Annotated in this window: 15 protein-coding genes and 2 pseudogenes; 10 read left to right on the plus strand and 7 right to left on the minus strand. The window is 72.1% G+C overall.

The annotated features are described in order from the left end of the window. The first annotated feature begins 25 nt into the window (after positions 1-25). The 4 genes and pseudogenes from H300_RS0121935 (at position 26) to H300_RS0121950 (ending at position 3,307) form a co-directional block, all read left to right on the plus strand. Positions 26-538, plus strand: coding sequence for a toxin-antitoxin system HicB family antitoxin (locus H300_RS0121935; RefSeq protein WP_028429088.1), 513 nt, complete (start codon positions 26-28; stop codon positions 536-538). Between the two features lie 85 nt (positions 539-623). Beyond that, a complete protein-coding gene (locus H300_RS0121940; protein WP_028429089.1) occupies positions 624-1,469 on the plus strand; it encodes a DUF4097 family beta strand repeat-containing protein in 846 nt (281 codons plus the stop codon). Positions 1,470-1,545: 76 nt separating this feature from the next. Continuing rightward, positions 1,546-2,520: pseudogene (locus tag H300_RS30740) on the plus strand (ATP-binding cassette domain-containing protein); the annotation flags it as partial. Further along, positions 2,519-3,307, plus strand: a complete 789-nt coding sequence (locus H300_RS0121950; protein WP_028429091.1) for an ABC transporter permease — start codon at positions 2,519-2,521, stop codon at positions 3,305-3,307. The pseudogene H300_RS30740 and the gene H300_RS0121950, both read left to right, overlap by 2 nt. A gap of 66 nt (positions 3,308-3,373) precedes the next feature. On the opposite strand, the gene H300_RS0121955 is transcribed toward H300_RS0121950, so the two are convergent. Genes H300_RS0121955 through H300_RS0121965 form a run of 3 tightly spaced genes read right to left on the minus strand, consistent with a single transcriptional unit; the run spans position 3,374 to position 5,767 of the window. Further along, positions 3,374-4,633 (minus strand): zinc-binding alcohol dehydrogenase family protein, encoded by a 1,260-nt coding sequence (locus tag H300_RS0121955; RefSeq protein ID WP_486584006.1) that lies wholly within the window; start codon positions 4,631-4,633, stop codon positions 3,374-3,376. Then, positions 4,590-5,528 (minus strand): ketoacyl-ACP synthase III, encoded by a 939-nt coding sequence (locus H300_RS0121960; RefSeq protein ID WP_028429093.1) that lies wholly within the window; start codon positions 5,526-5,528, stop codon positions 4,590-4,592. The genes H300_RS0121955 and H300_RS0121960 overlap by 44 nt, the downstream gene beginning before the upstream one ends. After that, the gene (locus H300_RS0121965) at positions 5,525-5,767 is read right to left on the minus strand and encodes an acyl carrier protein (protein WP_028429094.1); all 243 of its coding nucleotides are present in this window, start codon (positions 5,765-5,767) and stop codon (positions 5,525-5,527) included. Before H300_RS0121965 ends, H300_RS0121960 begins: the two co-directional genes overlap by 4 nt. Before the next feature lie 271 nt (positions 5,768-6,038). Here H300_RS0121965 and H300_RS29585 point away from each other — a divergent pair, with 271 nt between their 5' ends. Then, positions 6,039-6,638 carry an LmbU family transcriptional regulator gene (locus H300_RS29585; protein WP_199779243.1) on the plus strand — a complete coding sequence of 200 codons (600 nt, stop codon included), beginning with the start codon at positions 6,039-6,041 and terminating at the stop codon, positions 6,636-6,638. Positions 6,639-6,710: 72 nt separating this feature from the next. On the opposite strand, the gene H300_RS0121975 is transcribed toward H300_RS29585, so the two are convergent. Continuing rightward, a complete protein-coding gene (locus H300_RS0121975; RefSeq protein ID WP_028429096.1) occupies positions 6,711-7,385 on the minus strand; it encodes an FMN-binding negative transcriptional regulator in 675 nt (224 codons plus the stop codon). A 478-nt stretch (positions 7,386-7,863) separates the two neighbouring features. Here H300_RS0121975 and H300_RS32770 point away from each other — a divergent pair. From H300_RS32770 to mshC, 5 genes and pseudogenes are all read left to right on the plus strand, one after another. Further along, a pseudogene (locus H300_RS32770) lies at positions 7,864-8,763 on the plus strand (FAD-dependent monooxygenase); the annotation flags it as partial. A gap of 569 nt (positions 8,764-9,332) precedes the next feature. After that, positions 9,333-10,034, plus strand: coding sequence for a histidine phosphatase family protein (locus tag H300_RS0121985; RefSeq protein WP_028429097.1), 702 nt, complete (start codon positions 9,333-9,335; stop codon positions 10,032-10,034). 66 nt (positions 10,035-10,100) lie between these two features. Next, positions 10,101-10,694, plus strand: a complete 594-nt coding sequence (locus H300_RS0121990) for a DUF3090 domain-containing protein (protein ID WP_028429098.1) — start codon at positions 10,101-10,103, stop codon at positions 10,692-10,694. Then, positions 10,655-11,596 (plus strand): SCO1664 family protein, encoded by a 942-nt coding sequence (locus H300_RS0121995; protein ID WP_028429099.1) that lies wholly within the window; start codon positions 10,655-10,657, stop codon positions 11,594-11,596. Before H300_RS0121990 ends, H300_RS0121995 begins: the two co-directional genes overlap by 40 nt. 254 nt (positions 11,597-11,850) lie before the next feature. Continuing rightward, positions 11,851-13,080 carry a cysteine--1-D-myo-inosityl 2-amino-2-deoxy-alpha-D-glucopyranoside ligase gene (mshC, locus tag H300_RS0122000; RefSeq protein ID WP_028429100.1) on the plus strand — a complete coding sequence of 410 codons (1,230 nt, stop codon included), beginning with the start codon at positions 11,851-11,853 and terminating at the stop codon, positions 13,078-13,080. 108 nt (positions 13,081-13,188) lie between these two features. On the opposite strand, the gene H300_RS28655 is transcribed toward mshC, so the two are convergent. The 3 genes from H300_RS28655 to glpK all read right to left on the minus strand — a co-directional run bounded on the left by H300_RS28655 (position 13,189) and on the right by glpK (position 17,780). Continuing rightward, positions 13,189-14,292 carry a PAC2 family protein gene (locus H300_RS28655; RefSeq protein ID WP_078516227.1) on the minus strand — a complete coding sequence of 368 codons (1,104 nt, stop codon included), beginning with the start codon at positions 14,290-14,292 and terminating at the stop codon, positions 13,189-13,191. Positions 14,293-14,601: 309 nt separating this feature from the next. Then, positions 14,602-16,212, minus strand: coding sequence for a glycerol-3-phosphate dehydrogenase/oxidase (locus H300_RS0122010; RefSeq protein ID WP_028429101.1), 1,611 nt, complete (start codon positions 16,210-16,212; stop codon positions 14,602-14,604). 5 nt (positions 16,213-16,217) lie between these two features. Continuing rightward, positions 16,218-17,780: a glycerol kinase GlpK gene (gene glpK / locus H300_RS0122015; RefSeq protein WP_028429102.1), complete on the minus strand. Its 1,563-nt coding sequence runs from the start codon at positions 17,778-17,780 to the stop codon at positions 16,218-16,220. Between the last annotated feature and the right edge of the window lie 29 nt (positions 17,781-17,809).

Genomic DNA, 17,809 nt, shown 5'->3' on the forward strand with positions numbered 1-17,809 from the left:
GCCACTATGGTGCCGTAGTGGCGTCATGGATCTCGCCCCGTACGTCGAAACCCTCCGCCGTGAGCTGGCGGTGGCTGCCGAGGCCGGTGGGGAGGACGCCCGTGAGCTGGCCGGGCGGCTCACCGCCCCGCTGGAGTCGGCGACCCGGTTGGCGATGCTCAACGTTCTCTCCGCCGCGATGGACGAGATCACACGTGAGCTGGCACCCGGTTCGGTCGATGTGCGGCTGCGCGGGCTGGACCCCGGTTTCGTGGTGACCCGGCCGCCCGCCGAGGGCCCCGCGGGGACCGCGCCGCCCGTCGCGCCGCTCAGGGCGCAGGCCTCGGCCGACGGCGAGGAGGGCGGCACCGCTCGTGTCAACCTCCGCCTGCCGACCCACCTCAAGGCCCGCGCCGAGGAGGCGGCGAGTCGTGAGGGCATGTCGGTCAACGCGTGGCTGGTGCGGGCCGTGTCGGCCGCGACCGAGGGTGGTGGCGTGCCGCGCGCGACGGCGAGGGCCCGGACCGTCGGGCAGAGCTTCACGGGTTGGGTGCGCTAGCCGCAGCCCGCCCGCTCGTACCACTTCACCCGCCCGGCGACCCCGTCGGCGGGGCGATCCAAGGACCCATGAGGACGGGACGGCCATGCCTTCTTTCGACACACCCGAACCGGTTGTGGTCACGGCGCACGTGGAAGCGGGATCCCTCCGGTTGACCGCGGGCGACCGCCTCGACGCCGTGGTGGAGGTGCGCCCTCGCGACCCGAAGAAGGACCAGGACGTGCGAGCGGTCCAACAGACCGAGGTCACCTGTGCGGGGGGCGTACTGACGCTCAGGACGCCCAAGCAGCGCCACCTCTTCGGGCGTTCCGGAGCTGTCGACGTGACGGTCGAACTGCCCGCGGGTTCGCGGGTCGACCTGACCGGTGCCTGGGCGCAGGTGCTCGGCGAGGGCCGGCTCGGCGAGGTCCACGTGAAGACTTCGTCCGGCGGCGTTCGTCTCGACGCCACCGGGCCGCTGCGGTTGACCGCCTCCCACGGCTCCATCACCGTGGACCGGGTCGACGGGCCGGCGGAGATCACCACCAGTTCCGGCAGTCTGCGCGTCGGCCTCGTCGACGGCTCCGCCGTCCTGAAGAACTCGCACGGCACCACGACCGTCGGCGCGGCGACCGGCGACCTCCGGGTCAGCGGCGCCAACGGCGACATCGAGATCCGGCGCGCCGAGGCGTCGGTCACCGCCACCACCGCTCGCGGCGCCCTGCGCGTCGCCGAGGTCGCGCGCGGCACCGTCCAGCTCGAATCCGACTACGGTGCCATCGAGGTCGGTATCCGGGAAGGCACCGCCGCCCTGCTCGACGTGAGGTCCGAGTGCGGGCAGGTGCGCAACACCCTCGCCGCCTCGGACACCCCTCGGAGTGCCGAGGGTGCCGTCGAAGTTCGCGCCCGCACCCGCTGGGGCAACATCGACGTGCGCCGCGCCCGGCCCTGAACTCCGACTCTTCCGACTCCCTCGGTCCTCAGCTGCCTCATCCCTCGAAAGGGGAAGCCCCATGCCCCCATCTGTCATGCCCACGCCCAGGCTGGCTGCGGAGCCACTGCCGGAGACCGCGGTCTCCGCCGTCGGCCTGCGCAAGTCGTTCGGCGACAAGACCGTGCTCGACGGCGTCGACCTGAGCATCCCGACCGGCTCGGTCTTCGCGCTTCTCGGGCCGAACAGCGCCGGCAAGACCACTGTCGTCAAGATCCTCTCCACGCTGATCGGCGCCGACGGCGGACAGGCCCGGGTGGCGGGCCACGACGTCGCCACGGCGCCGGACGGGGTGCGGGCGGCGATCGGCGTCACCGGGCAGTTCTCCGCAGTCGACGGACTCATCACCGGTGAGGAGAACATGCTCCTCACGGCGGACCTGAACCACTTGTCCAAGCGGGAGGGAAAGCGGATCACCGCCGAACTGCTCGCCCGCCTCGACCTGGTGGAGGCTGCGGGGAAACCCGCCCAGAGCTACTCCGGGGGTATGAAGCGCCGCCTGGACATCGCCATGACTCTCGTCGGCAGTCCGCGGATCATCTTTCTCGACGAACCCACCACCGGACTCGACCCGCGCTCCCGCCACAACATGTGGCAGATCATCCGCGAACTGGTATCCGACGGCGTCACCGTCTTCCTCACCACCCAGTACCTGGAGGAGGCCGACCAGCTCGCCGACCGCATCGCCGTCCTCCACAACGGCGGGATCGCCGCGAACGGCACCGCCGAGGAGCTGAAGCGGCTGATTCCGGGCGGGCACGTCCGGCTCCGCTTCTCCGACCCTTCCGCCTACCAGTCGGCCGCCTCCGCGCTTCGCGAGACCACACGCGACGACGAGGCGCTGACGCTGCAGATCGCCAGCGACGGCACCCAGCGTGCTCTGCGCTCCGTTCTCGACCGGTTGGACGCGACCGGCGTTGCGGCGGACGAGCTCACCGTGCACACCCCCGACCTCGACGACGTGTTCTTCGCCTCACCGGCGGCACCGACCAGTCCAAGGAGACCGTCCGATGAGCTCTCTGCCCCTCGCCGTGCGCGACTCGTCCACGATGCTGCGCCGCAACCTGCTGCGCGCGCGACGCTACCCGTCCCTCACGCTGAACCTGCTGCTCACGCCGGTCATGCTGCTGCTCTTCGTCTACATCTTCGGCGACACGATGAGCGCGGGTATCGGCGGTGGCGGAGCGGACCGTTCCGCGTACATCGCCTACCTCGTTCCGGGCCTCCTGCTGATGACCATCGGCAGCACCACGATCGGCACCGCGGTGTCCGTCTCCGGCGACATGGCGGAGGGCATCATCGCCCGCTTCCGCACCATGGCGATCCACCGCGGCTCGGTGATGATCGGGCACGTGATCGGCAGCGTGCTGCAGGCGATCATCAGCGTCGTCTTCGTCGGCGCCATCGCCGTGGCGATCGGCTTCCGTTCCACGGACGCCTCGGCCCTGGAATGGCTCGCGGCCCTCGGGCTGCTCACGCTGTTCGCGCTCGCGCTCACCTGGATCGCGGCCGGAATGGGCCTGGCGAGCCCGAACGCCGAGGCCGCGAGCAACAACGCGATGCCGTTGATCTTCCTGCCGCTCATCTCCAGCACCTTCGTCCCCATCGACGCGATGCCGGGCTGGTTCCAGCCGATCGCCGAGTACCAGCCGTTCACCCCGGCCATCGAGACCCTGCGCGGCCTGCTCCTCGGCACCGAGATCGGCCACAACGGGTGGTTCGCGCTCGGCTGGTGCCTTGCACTCACCGTGCTCGGCTACCTCTGGTCGAAGGCGCAGTTCGACCGCGATCCGAAGTAGTCCGGGGGCGCTGCCCGACGGGCGTCCGCTCGCGGGCGGCGCAAAGCCGACACCGTGCCGGGGCGGTCAGAGCGGGTTCACGCGGTACATCGGGAAGTACGAACCGATCCTGCCGTTCGCGTAGTCGTCGGCCAGTTCGGGCACCCGGTCGAAGTCGTAGACCACCTCCGACCCCTCCGGCGCGATCCAGCCCTCGGCCTCCTGGAAATCCCGGATCCCCGGCGAGTCCGGCAGCCGCCACACGTGCGTGTTCACCTGGATGTGCCGGCTGATGCACTCGGTGCCGCGCAGGTGGGCCAGGCGCATCCCTGCCTTCCACCCGCACGTGGTGACCACACCCTCACGGGCCAGGGACGCCAGGGTGACGTCGTACAGGGGCTCGCCGATGTTGTCCACGAAGACCGCCACCCCGTGACCGCCGCTGAGGTCGTCGATCACGTTCCGGAAGGCCGCGACCGACGCCCGGCGCCGCTGATGGCGGTCCCGGTCGGTCTGTTCCCGCCGGGTGGGCAGCGAGAGGCCGGGGAACCGGCGGCGATCCACCGCGGTGATGCCGTTCTCCCGGAGAAAGGCGACACGTGCGTCCGAGCCCGCCGTCATGGCCACCCGGAATCCGGCCCGTCTGGCCAGCATCAGCTCGGCGAACGCCACGCCGCCGCCCCACCCGAACACCAGATGGTCCGCCGGATCGTCCTCTGCGACCTGCGTCCGCCAACAGCTGTGCGCCTTCTGCCAGTTGTCCCAGGCCGTGAAGTACCGACCGTACGTGGCCCACTGGGCCAGCGCATGCGGCGTGCCGTCCGGCACCGGCAGCAGCAGCCGTGCGTCCATCTTCGACCGCCCGGCCAGCAGGCCGATGGTGCCGGGAGCGTCGTAGGCGTGGGCGAGCTCGGCGTAGCCGAAGCGGTCGGTCCTGCCGAACGGCAGGAGCAGGCACAGATCCCCCTCCCGCACGCGGACGTCGTGGTTCCTCCCGTTCACCGCGAGCACACGCACCACGCCCAGATTGCCGAGCACCACGGCGTCCTCACCGCGGCTGCTGCACACGTCGATCGGTGATCGCGCCAGCGCGTGGTCGACGTTGGCCTCCCAGGAGCCGAGGATCGGCTCGACGAGCGCCTCGCCCTCCTCCAGAGGGCCGAAGGCGAAGCGCTCGCGTCGCAGCGCGCCGCCGGGCCCGCCCTCGTGCCGTCCGGCCCTCGCACCGGAGTGCAGAACCCAGGCTTCCGGTGAGTAGATGACAACCTCCTGCGATCGAGTGCGGTTCCGCTCACCGGGGCGGTCAGCGGGTCGTGCCGGACGGCACCCGGTAGTCCACCGCGACACCGCCCCACGCCTCGCCCGCGCCGTATGCCACGGCCCCGAGCCGGCCCGCGGCGGGGAGGGAACAGGCGTCCAACTCCTCGGCGAAAGCCAGCGGGATGGAGGCGGACGAGGTGTTGCCGGAGTTCTCGATGCGGTTCACGAAGGGCACGTCGAGAGGGGCGGTGAAGCCGCGGACCTGCTCCAGAATGCGGCCGTTCGCCTGATGGCCGACCAGGACGGTCGGCGCGGGCCCGTGATCGAAGAGTCTCTGCGCCGACTCCGACATCCTGCGTACGGCACGGTCGTACACCTGTGCCCCGTCGAGTTTGATGCCACCTGTCCCGGTCTCCTGCATGAGCCCCTCCTGCGAGCCGTCGCAGCCCGCGACCTGGCGGAAACCCGCGAACTCCGCGCGGTCCTCCAGTAGAACGGCGGCGGAACCGTCGGCGAAGAGGCACGCCGTCTGCCGGTCCGTGCGGTCCACCAGCCGGGACATGGCCTCCACCGAGCACACCAGGACCGACCGCGCCTGCGCGCTCTCGCAGAGGGAGAGCCCGGTGACCAGCCCGTAGACGAAGCCGCAGCAGGCGGCGTTCATGTCGAACGCCAGCACCGCAGGGCCCAGCCCGACGAGGTGTGCCACCTTCTGTGCGATGCCCGGGACGCGCTGCCGCACCGAAGTGCTCACGACGACCAGGGCGCCGATCGAGGACGGGTCGGCCATCCGGGTCACGAGCGGTGCGCAGGCCTCCGCCGCGACCTCCGCCAGCGGGGTCTCGTCGGACAGCCAGGTCCGCGACGCGATGCCGCTGCGGCGCCGGATCCACTCGTCCGTGAGGCCGATCGACGCGAAGTGGTCGTTGCCGATCGCCCGGCCCGGCTTCGCGGTGGCGATGTCGACGATCCCCGCGCTCATTCCCGGTTCGCCAGCTTCGCGAAGTAGCTGCTGAAGTCGGCCGGGAACGCGAAGCCCGCCGTGTCCGACAGCTCGCCCTTGAGCTGGAGCTCCCGCTCCAACTGCTGATGCAGCTCGACCAGGTCGAGGGAGTCGAGGTCGGCGAGCGGCCGGGCGAGGTCGTCGGGCCCCAGTGACGGGTCGCGCTCCCGCAGTTTGGCCAGCATGGTGGCAGTGATACGGCTTTCGATGTCGCTCATGTCCCTTCTCCGTTCGAGTGACTGGGTCCTGGGTCCTGGGGCCTTGGGGCTCTCAGCCGGGCTCCAACCGGTACATCACGTCACCGGACGTGAGGATCACACCGGGTAAGGCGTCTGCTTCCGCTGATCAGCGGGAGCAGGGCCGATTCGGACGGGGGATGGACTGGTCATGTCGAGATCCGGCACAACGAACTCCGGGATTTCCCGAAGAAGCGCGGAGACGGTTCCGCGGCAGGGCGGAGGCGCCACCGAAGAGCGTCGGCGGAGCCAGGTGCTCACCACGCGGGTCGGTCTGCAGCTGCCGGCCCGGATGTCCTTCGAGAGCTGGGAATCCGCCGGGTGCCAGCTCTCCGGAATCGTCAACTCCTCCTCCTGGTGGCTCGGGGACTGGCTGGTGTACGGGAAGGACCACTACAGCGACAGGTACGAGCGGGGTGTCCGCGCCGTCGGTCTCCGCTACCAGACGCTGCGGAACTACGCCTGGGTGTCCCGCCGGTTCGAGGTGTCGCGGCGGCGGGCCGGGCTGAGCTTCCAGCACCACGCCGAACTTGCCTCCCTCCCGGTGGCGGAGCAGGAGCGCTGGCTCGACCGGGCCGGGCAGCGGGGGTGGAGCACCAAGCAGCTGCGCAGGGCGATGCGCGTGGCGCGCGAGGGGGAGGAGGCGCCCCGGGCCGAGGCGACGCGGCAGTTGGCCGTCCCAGCTGACCAGCTCCAGTGGTGGCACGAGGCTGCTGCACACTCGGGGGTCGAGCTCGACCAGTGGGTACTCGCCACGCTTGACAGCGCGGCCGGAGTGCTCCTGGAGAACATCACGGAACAACCCGGCCGCGGCCTGGCCCGGGCCGGTCGGCAGCAGTGCGTGATCGGGTGAGGAGAGCTCGACCTGCGGCCCGGTTCCGAACGGAGCCGGGCCGCAGCGGGCTGTTCGGGCAGTCGGGACCCCTCACCTCCCCACCGGTGGTTCGGCCCCCGTCCGCGGCAGCCGTTCCATGAGCGCGGCGGTGTCACGGTGCCGGCCGCACTCGCGACCGCTGAAGGACCTGTGCACCCGTTCGCGGACCTCGGCGGGCTGCTCCTGGCTGAGTTTGAACATGCCCTCGGCGCTGGTCACCGCGATCCGGAACGCGCCGACGGCGGGCACGATCCGCCGGAAGTAGTCGAGCGATGCGGCCTGGTCCCAGCCGGCGCCGAACCGGGCCTCGTAGACCAGTGCCGTGGTCCGTACGACGTCGAGCGTCTCCTCGGGAGAGTCGATCCTGTCCACGACACCGCGTACGTGCACCGAGGTGAAGTTCCATGTCGGTGCAGCCGGTGTCACCTCGTACACGGTCGGTGAGACGTACGCGTGGGGCCCGGTGAAGGCCAGCAGCACGACGCCTCCCGTCTCCAGGGCCCGCCAGTGAGGATTGGCCCGGTTCATGTGCCCGAGCAGCGTGGCGCCCTTCAGCCCGTTGGGCCAGTCACCGGTCGTTCCGGGGTCCGGGACAACGGGGAGATGCGTGGCGAAGGGGCCGTCACCGGCGCCGCCGTCGGTCACCGCCAGGGCCAGCGGATTTTCTCGCATCAGGTCGGCCATCCACGAACCGTCCGGTTCGCGGTAGTGGGTGGGAACGAACACCCGGACATCACACCTCTCGGTGGTCAGTAATCACGGCATGGGTCCAAATCTACGAAGGCCGAGCGTGGGCAGCGGAAACTTCGGCGGGCCGAATCATTCATCCCGCCGCCCCGCAGGGCGGCACTGTTCGGTGCGAGGAGCAGGGCTCCCGTTCGGGCGGCGCCGCAACCTGCCGCCGCCGACGGCGGGGCGGCTCTCGACTCCGGAGGACTCAGCCGCGGTTCGGCTTCCGGCCGGTGAGCGGCCGCTTCGTCCGGTGGGAGCCGCCTGCGAGGTTCGTCCCGCCGGCGGGACGGGGCAAGCCCGGCGCGGCCTGTCCCGTCCCGATATCGGCGCTCCTTGACCGGCGAGAGCGCGGCCCGCCAACGTGACGACGGTCCGACCGGCGTGGAAGCGCAGGGCAACGAGGAGGTACGACGTGGGGTTCACCGGCATGGACGCGGAGATGGTGATCGCGGGCGCCGGGCCGACAGGTCTGATGCTCGCTTGCGAACTGCGGCTGGCGGGTGTCGAGGTGACGGTGGTCGAGCGGCTCGCGCAGCGTTCCGGGGAGTCGCGCGCCGGCGGAATCCACTCCCGCACGCTGGAGTTGCTGGACCAGCGCGGGATCCTGGAGCGCTTCCTGGCGGAGGGCGCACTGCAGCCGGTGGGCCACTTCTCCGGGCTCTATCTCGACTTCGACGCGTCCGAATCCCGACACCCCTACCCGCTGATGATCCTGCAGTCCGCCATCGAGCGGCTGCTGGAGGAACGGGCATCCGAGCTCGGGGTGCGCGTGCTCAGATCGTCCGAGGTGGGCGGAGTGCGCCAGGACGAGGGCGGAGTGACGGTCGAGCTGGGCCGGCCCGGGCCGGACTCCGCGATGCTGCGTGCCCGCTACCTCGTCGGTTGCGACGGCGGGCGGAGCACGGTGCGCAAGCTGGCGGGCATCGGCTTCCCCGGCACCGAAGCGACGATGACCGCGCTGATCGGCGATGTCGAACTCCCCGATCTGCCGGAGGACTACGTCTGGGTGCGGCGCACCCCGGTCGGGGACTACTCGGCGATCGCCTTCGAGCCGGGTTGGTACCGGGTGATCGTGTCCGAGTTCGACCGGGTGGTGGACCGCGACCGGCCCGTCACGTTCGAGCAGCTGCGGGACTCGCTGCTCAGGGTCGCGGGCAGCGACTTCGGCAGGCACAGCCCCCGGTGGGTCTCCCGGTTCAACGACGCGGCTCGGCAGGCCTCCCGGTACCGGGAGGGCAGGGTGCTGCTCGCGGGCGATGCGGCACACATCCACTTCCCGGCCGGCGGGCAGGGGCTGAACATGGGAGTGCAGGACGCGGTCAACCTCGGCTGGAAGCTCGCCTCGGTGGTACGCGGACGAGCGCCGGAGAGCCTGGTGGACACCTACCACGCCGAGCGCCACCCCGTCGGCGAGCGCGTACTGCAGAACACCAGGGCACAGTCGGCCCTGGTGCGTCCCGGCCCGCAGACGGATGCGCTGCGCGAGGTGTTCGGTGCTCTCATGGTGTTCGACGACGTCAACCGGTTCCTGCGCGGAATGCTCACCGCGTTGGACATCCGGTACCCGGTCGAGGACGACCACGTGCTGGCAGGCCGTCGGGTCCCCGACGGCGCCCTGAAGGCGTCCGGGGGCCCCACCCGTGTGGCACGCGCTTCTGCACGCCGCTCGCCCCGTCCTGCTCGACCTGCGCGGCAACGCCGAGGTGGCGGCAGCCGCCGCACGTCGCCTGGGCCGCCGCCGGAGCGCCCGACACGTCCGCGCTGCGGGCAGCCCTCGCCACCTGGTGCGGCCCGCCCGTGCAGCGGTGAGAGGGCGTCTGCCCCGGGGCCGGTGAACGCCTCGCGGTGCCCGCGTCCGCCGCGCCCGACCCCCAACCCGCGGGGGAACCGGATCGAGGAGCACTTCCGGGCCGTCGGCGCGCAGCCTCTAGGCTGGCCCGCATGCCGACGCTGCTCCTGGTCCGCCACGGACGTTCCCTCGCCAACACCTCCGGCCTGCTCGCGGGCCGCACCCCGCACGTGGAGCTGGACGAGCACGGTGCCGCGCAGGCGGCGGCGCTGCCCGGCAGGCTGGACGGGATCGCCCTGGCGGCCGCGGTGCGCAGTCCGCTCCTGCGCTGCCGCCGTACACTGGCGCCGCTGGCGGGGATGAGGCCCGGGCTGCCCCTCGTCGTGGAGGAGCGCATCAACGAGTGCGACTACGGCGAGTGGACCGGGCGCAAGCTCGGCGACCTCGGGGACGAGCCGCTGATGGCCACCGTGCAGCAGCACCCCAGCGCCGCCCGGTTCCCCGGCGGCGAGTCGATGCGGGACATGCAGCACCGGGCCGTCGAGGCGGTGCGGGACTGGAACGGCCGTATCGAGGACGAGCACGGGCCGGACGCCGTCTACCTGATGTGCTCGCACGGCGACGTGATCAAGTCCCTGGTGGCCGACGCGCTGGGCATGCACCTCGACCTCTTCCAGCGGATCTCGGTCGAGCCGTGCTCCGTCACCGCCATCCGCTACACCCCGCTGCGCCCCTTCGTGCTCCGGCTCGGAGAGACCGGCGACCTGCGTGCGCTGGCGGCTCCGGGCAACGATCCGGCTGCCGTTCCGGGGAGGGCGGCAGGAGCGGACGCCGCCGTCGGGGGCGGCGCGTGAGCGCGGTGATCAGTCCGGGCAGTAAGGTGCCATAGACCTTCGTCGTCGAACCGTTGGAGCAAGGACGTGTCCCGTCAGGTCTTCCTCTATGACCCACCGGACCGATTCGTCGCCGGTACGGTCGGGCTGCCCGGACGGCGGACCTTCTACCTCCAGGCCTCCGAGGGGAGCCGCACCACGTCGGTGTCCCTGGAGAAGGCGCAGGTCGAGGCGCTGGCCGAGCGGGTCGACGAACTGCTCGACGAGGTCGTCCGGCGCACCGGGGGCAGCGCCCCCGTCCCCGCGGTCGCCCCGGCCGAGCTGACCGACGCCGACGCGCTGGAGAGCCCGGTCGAGGAGGAGTTCCGGGTCGGCACGATGGCCCTGGCCTGGGACGGCGACACCGAGCGGATGGTCGTCGAGGCGCAGGCCCTGGTGGAGGTCGAGGCGGATTCGGACGAGGATCTCGCCGAGGCCGAGGAGCGGCTCCTCCAGGACGACGAGAACGGGCCGCCGATGCTGCGCGTGCGGCTGACCGGGCCGATGGCGAGGGCCTTCGCCAAACGGGCCATGGAGGTCGTGAACGCCGGGCGTCCGGCCTGCCCGCTGTGCAGCCTGCCGCTCGACCCGGAGGGACACGTATGTCCGCGCCAGAACGGATACCGCCGCGAGGCGGAGTGAAACCCGCCGAGCCCACCGAACTGCTCGCGCACGGCGAGCTCGCGGTCCTCGGCCGGATAGGCGGCGCCTCCAACGCCGTGCTCTACGGCTCGGTCGGCGGCGCGGGCGGCGAAAGCGTGCCCTGCGTGTACAAGCCCGTCGCCGGGGAGCGACCGCTCTGGGACTTCCCCGACGGCACCCTGGCCGAGCGGGAGGTGGCGGCGTACGAGGTCTGCCGTGTGCTGGGCTGGGACCTGGTGCCGCCCACCGTGCTGCGCGACGGCCCGTACGGCGAGGGGATGTGCCAGCTCTGGGTCGGGCCGACTCCCGACACCGGCGCCCCGCCTCCCACCGCTGCGGACGGATTGCTGGCGGTGGTGGAGACCGAGGAGCCCGGCCCCGGTTGGAAGGCCGTCGGGCTGGTCGCTGTCCCTGCGGAGGAGCCGGACGGCGCGTCCGCGGACGGCGATGGTGACGGTGGCCGTACCGAGGGCGAGGCGGACGAGCACTTCCCGGGCGAGCGGACCGCGCTGCTGGTGCACGCCGACGACGCCCGGCTGCGCCGGGTCGCGGTGCTGGACGCCGTGATCAACAACGCCGACCGCAAGGGCGGGCACCTGCTGCCGCTGCCCGACGGCCGGCTGTACGCGATCGACCACGGCGTGACTTTCCACACCGACGACAAGCTGCGCACCCTGCTGTGGGGCTGGGCCGGCGAGGAGCTCCCGGCCGCACTGCTGGAGCCCCTGCGCGAGCTGGCCGCGGCCCTCATCGAGGGCGGGCCGCTGGCCGCCCGCCTGGCCGGGCTGCTGACCTCGGCCGAGGTGGCGGGGCTGCGCAGGCGCACCGGAGCGCTGCTGGCTGCCGGTCGGCACCCGGCACCGGGCGGCGAGTGGCCCGCCATCCCCTGGCCGCCCGTCTGACTGGTCCTGCCCGGCCGGCCCGGGTCTGCTCCCGCCCGGCGGGCCTGTTCCGCCGCTCGGGCGGAGGACGCGCACGAGGCTGCCCCGGTCCGGCCGGCGGCCGGACTCCCGAGCGTCCCGTGCGACTCCACTGCGCCGGAGCGTTCCGTGCGAGTCCCTTACTCCGGTTCCGCCGGGCGTGCAAGAGCGCTGATCCGGCCGTCTGCCCAGGTCCCGTTCGTGGCCGGAACACGTGTCCGGTTAGGCTCGTGGTCATGCATGCCTGGCCCGCTTCCGAGGTCCCCGCTCTGCCCGGCAAGGGCCGCGACCTCAGGATTCACGACACCGCGACCGGCGAGCGCGTGACCCTCGCCCCCGGTCCCGTCGCCCGTATCTACGTCTGCGGCATCACGCCGTACGACGCCACCCATCTGGGGCACGCGGCCACCTACAACGCGTTCGACCTGGTGCAGCGCGTGTGGCTCGACACCAAGCGGCAGGTGCACTACGTCCAGAACGTCACCGACGTGGACGATCCGCTGCTGGAGCGCGCCACCGCCACCGGCGAGAAGTGGACCGACCTGGCCGAGCGGGAGACCGCACTGTTCCGCGAGGACATGACCGCCCTGCGGATGCTGCCCCCGCGCGCCTACGTGGGCGCGGTGGAGGCCATACCCCGGATCGTGCCGCTCGTGGAGCGGCTGCGGGACGCCGGCGCCGCCTACGAACTGGACGGCGACGTCTATTTCTCCGTCGAGGCCGACCCGCACTTCGGCGCCGTCGCCGGGCTGGACGCAGAAACGATGCGGCAGTTGTCCGCGGAGCGCGGCGGCGATCCCGAGCGACCCGGCAAGAAGAACCCCCTCGACCCGATGCTCTGGACAGCCGCCCGCGAGGGCGAGCCGCACTGGGACGGGGGCTCCCTCGGCCCGGGGAGGCCCGGCTGGCACATCGAGTGCGTGGCCATCGCGCTGGAGCACCTGGGCATGGGCTTCGACATCCAGGGCGGCGGGTCGGACCTGGCCTTCCCGCACCACGAGATGGGCGCCTCGCACGCTCAGGCGCTCACCGGGGAGTACTCCTTCGCCAAGGCCTACGTGCACGCCGGCATGGTCGGGCTCGACGGTGAGAAGATGTCCAAGTCCAAGGGCAATCTGGTCTTCGTCTCCGCGCTGCGCCGGGACGGCGTCGACCCGTCGGCGATCCGGCTCGTCCTGCTGGCCCACCACTACCGCGCGGACTGGGAGTACACCGCGGCCGATCTGGACGCCGCCACCGAGCGGCTGGCCCGGTTGCGGGCCGCCGTCTCCCGCCCGGACGGGCCGCCCGCGGAGCAGATGCTCGACGAGGTGCGCGCCGCCCTGGCGGACGACCTCGACACGCCGTCCGCGCTGGCCGCCCTCGACCGCTGGGCGGAGCGCCAGCGCACCGCGGGCGGCACCGACGAGGGCGCTCCCGGGCTAGTTTCCCGGGCGGCCGACGCCCTCCTGGGGATCGCTCTGTGACGGCGGGCGGTGCGGGGGCGGCGGCCGCCCCCGCACCGCCCGCCGGGCAGGAGCGCGCCTCCCGTCGCCAACCACCCGCATGACGGCTTCCCGCACACGGGGAGACGGTCAGGCCTCGCCGCCCTCGGAACCGCCCGTCTCCTCCGGCGGGCCCTCCCGGCGGCCCTGTTCCTCCGGCCGCTCCGGGCCGCCGGGCTCCCCGGGTGTCTCCTGTGGCCCGGCCGCGCTGCCGTGCTCCCCGCTGCCCGGCTTGCGCCGCCGGGGGCGGGTCCGGCCGCTGCCGGTCTCCCGCAGGTAGTTGCCGGCATCCTGACCGCCTCCGGCCACCGGCCCCTCGGTGGCGTGACTCCCGCCGGCCGCGCCGCCGCCGGGGACATCTCGCCGCCGCAGATAGCGTTCGAACTCCTTGGCGATGGCCTCCCCGGAGGCCTCCGGGAGCTCGGCGGTGTCGTTCGCCTCCTCCAGCGACTGGACGTACTCGGCCACCTCGGTGTCCTCGGACGCGAGTTGGTCCACGCCGACCTGCCAGGCCCGGGAGTCCTCCGCCAGCTCCCCGAGGGGCACACGGACTCCCAGCAGATCGTCCAGCCGGTTCAGCAGGGCGAGGGTGGCCTTCGGATTCGGCGGCTGGGAGACGTAGTGCGGCACCGCGGCCCACAGGCTCACCGCCGGCACCCCCGCGTGGGCGCAGGCCTCCTGCAGGATGCCGACGATGCCCGTCGGGCCCTCGTAGCGCGACTCCTCCAGCCCCATCGTCCGGGCGAGGTCCGCGTCCGAGGTGATGCCGGTGACCGGTACCGGGCGGGTGTGCGGGGTGTCGCCGAGCAGCGCGCCGAGCACCACGACCATCTCCACCCCGAGCTCGTGCGCGAAGCCCAGCAGCTCGTTGCAGAACGAGCGCCAGCGCATGCTCGGTTCCGTGCCGCGCACCAGCACCAGGTCCCGCGGTTTGTCCCCGCCGACTCTGACCACCGACAAGCGGGTCGTGGGCCAGGTGACCTTGCGCACTCCGTCGTCCAGCCAGACCTGCGGCCGGTTCACCTGGAAGTCGTAGTAGTCCTCGGCGTCCAGCGCGGCGAAGACCTCTCCCTTCCATTCCCGGTCCAGATGCGCGACCGCGGCGGAGGCGGCGTCGCCGGCGTCGTTCCAGCCTTCGAACGCGGCCACCATGACCGGGTCGACCAGCTCGGGAACCTCCTCGAGCTCGATCACCCAGCGCCTCCTTCCAGGCCCCGCGGGGATTGTGCCCCGCCGGCTGCCGTTCGTCTTGCGTGCGGGCCCAGCCTACGGCGTGACCGTGCCCACGCCGCAGCCCTCGCACGCCTGACGGGGCATCCCCTTCCGGGGAGGGGCCGGTGCGCGTCCGGCAGGGGGCGGCCCGCTCCGTGCACACCCGTTCCGAATATCACTCCTTCGAGTGACTCGGACGACCAGGTTCGGGCGGAAGGAGCGCGCCGGGGTGGAAGGGCCGGGGGCCGGCCTCCGGAAGACCGCCGCGCCGCAGTGACCGGCCCCGCCGGATCAGGCCTCCGGCCCCGCCAGCGTCTCCTCGGTCCAGGCGCGCACCTCGGGGGTGTCGAGCCCCCGGACCGTCAGGGTGGTGCGGCGCCTCAGCACGTCGTCCGCGGTACGTGCCCACTCGTGGTCCCGGGCGTACACGACCTGGGCCCGGATCTCCGGCCCGTCGGGGTGGATGCGCTCCCCGAGTGACGGATCCTCGTGCACGAGCCGCGCGATGTCGAAGGACAGCGAGCCGTAGTGCGAGGCGAGGTGGGCGGCCGTCTCGGGACCGACCGGCCCGTCCGGGCCCTGGTCGACCAGGAGCCGGTGCGCGACGGCGTTCGGGTTGGCCACCCCGGGCAGCGGCACCCGGCGGGGGAGTTGGGCGATCGGCTGCATGTCCCCGTTCAGGGGTCCGCCGGGCAGCTTCGCCAGCCGGTGCATGACGGCCCGGCCGATGTGCCGGTACGTCGTCCACTTGCCGCCGGCCACCGACAGCATCCCGCCGCGGCCTTCGGAGACGACCGTCTCCCGCTTCGCGGACTCGACTTCCCCGGGGCCGCCGGGCAGTACCCGCAGGCCCGCGAACGCGTAGGTGATCAGGTCGCGGGAGAGGTGCTCGTCCCGGACCGACAGCGCCGCCTCGTCGAGGATCTGCCGGATATCGGACTCGGTCGTCTCGACCCTCGCCGGGTCGCCCTCGTACACCTCGTCCGTGGTGCCGAGCATCAGCTGGTCCTCCCAGGGGAGGGCGAAGGTGATGCGGTACTTGTCGATCGGGGTGGCCAGGGCCGCCCGCCAGGGCGCCTTGCGCCGGAGCACCACGTGGGCGCCCTTGGAGAGCCGGATGCTCGGGTCGGCGCCGGGGTCCTCCAGCTTGCGCAGGTGGTCTACCCAGGGCCCGGTGGCGTTCAGGACGAGCCGGGCGTCCACGCCGAACGCGGTGCCGCCCAGCCGGTCCTCCAGCTCGGCGCCGGTCACCCGCCCCCGGGTGAACCGCAGGCCGGTGACCTCGGCGTGGTTGAGCACCACGGCTCCGGACTCGACCGCGGCGCGCACCGTCATCACGGCGACCCGGGAGTCGTTCATCTGGTGGTCGCCGTAGACCGCGACCGACTTGAGGTTCTCGGTCCGCAGTCCGGGGTTTTGGGCCGCCGCGCGGGCCGGGGAGATCACCTTGCCGACGCCGTCCCCGAACGCGGAGAGCGCCGAGTAGGCGAAGACGCCCGCGCCGAGCTTGGCCGCGCCGTGCGGGCCGCCCTTGTAGACGGGCAGGTGGAAGATGAGCGGGTTGACCAGGTGCGGTGCCACGTCCCTTGCCAGCACCCGGCGTTCGTGGTGGTTCTCCGCGACCAGCTTGACGGAGCCGGTCTGCAGGTAGCGCAGACCGCCGTGAACCAGCTTCGAGGACGCGGACGAGGTGGCGCCGGCGAAGTCGCCGGCGTCCACCATCGCCACCCGCAGTCCCGACTGCGCGGCATGCCAGGCGACCGAGGTCCCCAGGATGCCGCCACCGATCACCAGCAGGTCGTATGTCGCGCGGGCGAGCATCTCTCTGGTCTCGGCGCGGCCCGGGTTGGGACCGGCAACCGGGTGCGCCCCGAGGGTGGGGACGCTCTGCAGGGTGTTCATTGCGATCAGTTCTCCTCTTCGATCCAGCCCATGGTCCGCTCGACGGCCTTGAGCCAGCTCTTGTACTCACGGTCGCGGGCCTCCGCGTCCATGCGGGGGGTCCATTCGGCCGCCCGGCGCCAGTTGGCGCGCAGGGCGTCGGTGTCGGGCCAGAAGCCGACGGCGAGGCCGGCGGCGTAGGCGGCGCCGAGGCAGGTCGTCTCGGCGACCATCGGGCGCACCACGGGGGCGTCCACGAAGTCCGAGATGGTCTGCATCAGCAGGTTGTTGGAGGTCATGCCACCGTCGACGCGCAGCGCGGTGAGGTCCACGCCGGAGTCCTTGGCCATCGCGTCGACGATCTCGCGGGTCTGCCAGGCGGTGGCCTCCAGCACCGCCCTGGCCAGGTGCGCCTTGGTGACGTACCGGGTCAGTCCGGCGATGACGCCCCGGGCGTCGGAGCGCCAGTAGGGGGCGAACAGTCCGGAGAAGGCCGGCACGAAGTAGGCGCCGCCGTTGTCCTCGACCGTGCTGGCGAGCGTCTCGATCTCCGCGGCGGTGCTGATCAGGCCCATCTGGTCGCGCATCCACTGGACCAGCGACCCGGTCACGGCGATCGAGCCCTCCAGGGCGTACACCGGCTCCTGGTCGCCGATCCGGTAGCCCACGGTGGTGAGCAGGCCGTTGTACGAGTTGATCGGCTGGTGGCCGGTGTTCATCAGCAGGAAGGTGCCGGTGCCGTAGGTGGACTTGCCCTCGCCGGGTGCGTAGCAGGTCTGGCCGAAGAGGGCGGCCTGCTGGTCGCCCAGCGCGGAGGCCACCGGAACGCCGTCCAGCGCCCCGCCCTTGGCCAGTCCGTACACCTCGGCGGAGGAGCGGATCTCCGGCAGCACGGCCGTCGGGATCTGCATCGACTGGCAGATCTTCTCGTCCCAGCTCATGGTGTGCAGGTTCATCAGCATGGTCCGGGAGGCGTTGGTGACGTCCGTGACGTGCACACCGCCGTCGGTTCCGCCGGTGAGGTTCCAGATCACCCAGGAGTCCATGGTTCCGAAGAGGATCTCGCCGCGCTCGGCGCGCTCGCGCAGCCCCTCGACGTTGTCCAGCAGCCAGCGGATCTTCGGACCGGCGAAGTAGGCCGCCAGCGGGAGGCCGGTCTCCCTGCGGAAGCGGTCCTGCCCGACGTTGCGGCCGAGTTCCTTGCACAGTGCATCCGTGCGGGTGTCCTGCCAGACGAGCGCGTTGTGCACCGGCTCGCCGGTGGCCCTGTCCCAGAGCAGGGTGGTCTCGCGCTGGTTGGTGATCCCGATCGCCTTGACCTCGTCACGGCTGATCTCCGCCTTGCGGAAGGCGCCGTCCACGACCTCCTGGACGTTGTTCCAGATCTCCGTGGCGTCGTGCTCGACCCAGCCCGGCCTGGGAAAGATCTGCTCGTGCTCTTTCTGCTCCACCGCGACGATACGGCCGTCGGTGTCGAAGACGATGCAGCGGCTGGAGGTGGTGCCCTGGTCGATGGCGGCGATGTAGCCGGGGTGCGGCGCGGTCGTGCCGGTCTCGGCGGTGGCGGGGGCGGAAGCGTTGTCGGTCATGTCGTCTGCTCCGTAAGCGTGGTGGGTGG

It is taken from the genome of Streptomyces sp. TAA040, assembly GCF_000424845.1.

Bases quoted from the DNA above. Each gene is read 5' to 3' on its own strand.
- H300_RS0121940 (WP_028429089.1), top strand. From the start codon at position 624: ATGCCTTCTTTCGACACACCCGAACCGGTTGTGGTCACGGCGCACGTG.
- glpK (WP_028429102.1), bottom strand. From the start codon at position 17,780: ATGACCGACAACGCTTCCGCCCCCGCCACCGCCGAGACCGGCACGACC.
- H300_RS0121995 (WP_028429099.1), top strand. From the start codon at position 10,655: ATGTCCGCGCCAGAACGGATACCGCCGCGAGGCGGAGTGAAACCCGCC.
- H300_RS0121950 (WP_028429091.1), top strand. From the start codon at position 2,519: ATGAGCTCTCTGCCCCTCGCCGTGCGCGACTCGTCCACGATGCTGCGC.
- H300_RS0121985 (WP_028429097.1), top strand. From the start codon at position 9,333: ATGCCGACGCTGCTCCTGGTCCGCCACGGACGTTCCCTCGCCAACACC.
- H300_RS0121960 (WP_028429093.1), bottom strand. From the start codon at position 5,528: ATGAGCGCGGGGATCGTCGACATCGCCACCGCGAAGCCGGGCCGGGCG.
- H300_RS0121935 (WP_028429088.1), top strand. From the start codon at position 26: ATGGATCTCGCCCCGTACGTCGAAACCCTCCGCCGTGAGCTGGCGGTG.
- mshC (WP_028429100.1), top strand. From the start codon at position 11,851: ATGCATGCCTGGCCCGCTTCCGAGGTCCCCGCTCTGCCCGGCAAGGGC.
- H300_RS0121965 (WP_028429094.1), bottom strand. From the start codon at position 5,767: ATGAGCGACATCGAAAGCCGTATCACTGCCACCATGCTGGCCAAACTG.
- H300_RS0122010 (WP_028429101.1), bottom strand. From the start codon at position 16,212: ATGAACACCCTGCAGAGCGTCCCCACCCTCGGGGCGCACCCGGTTGCC.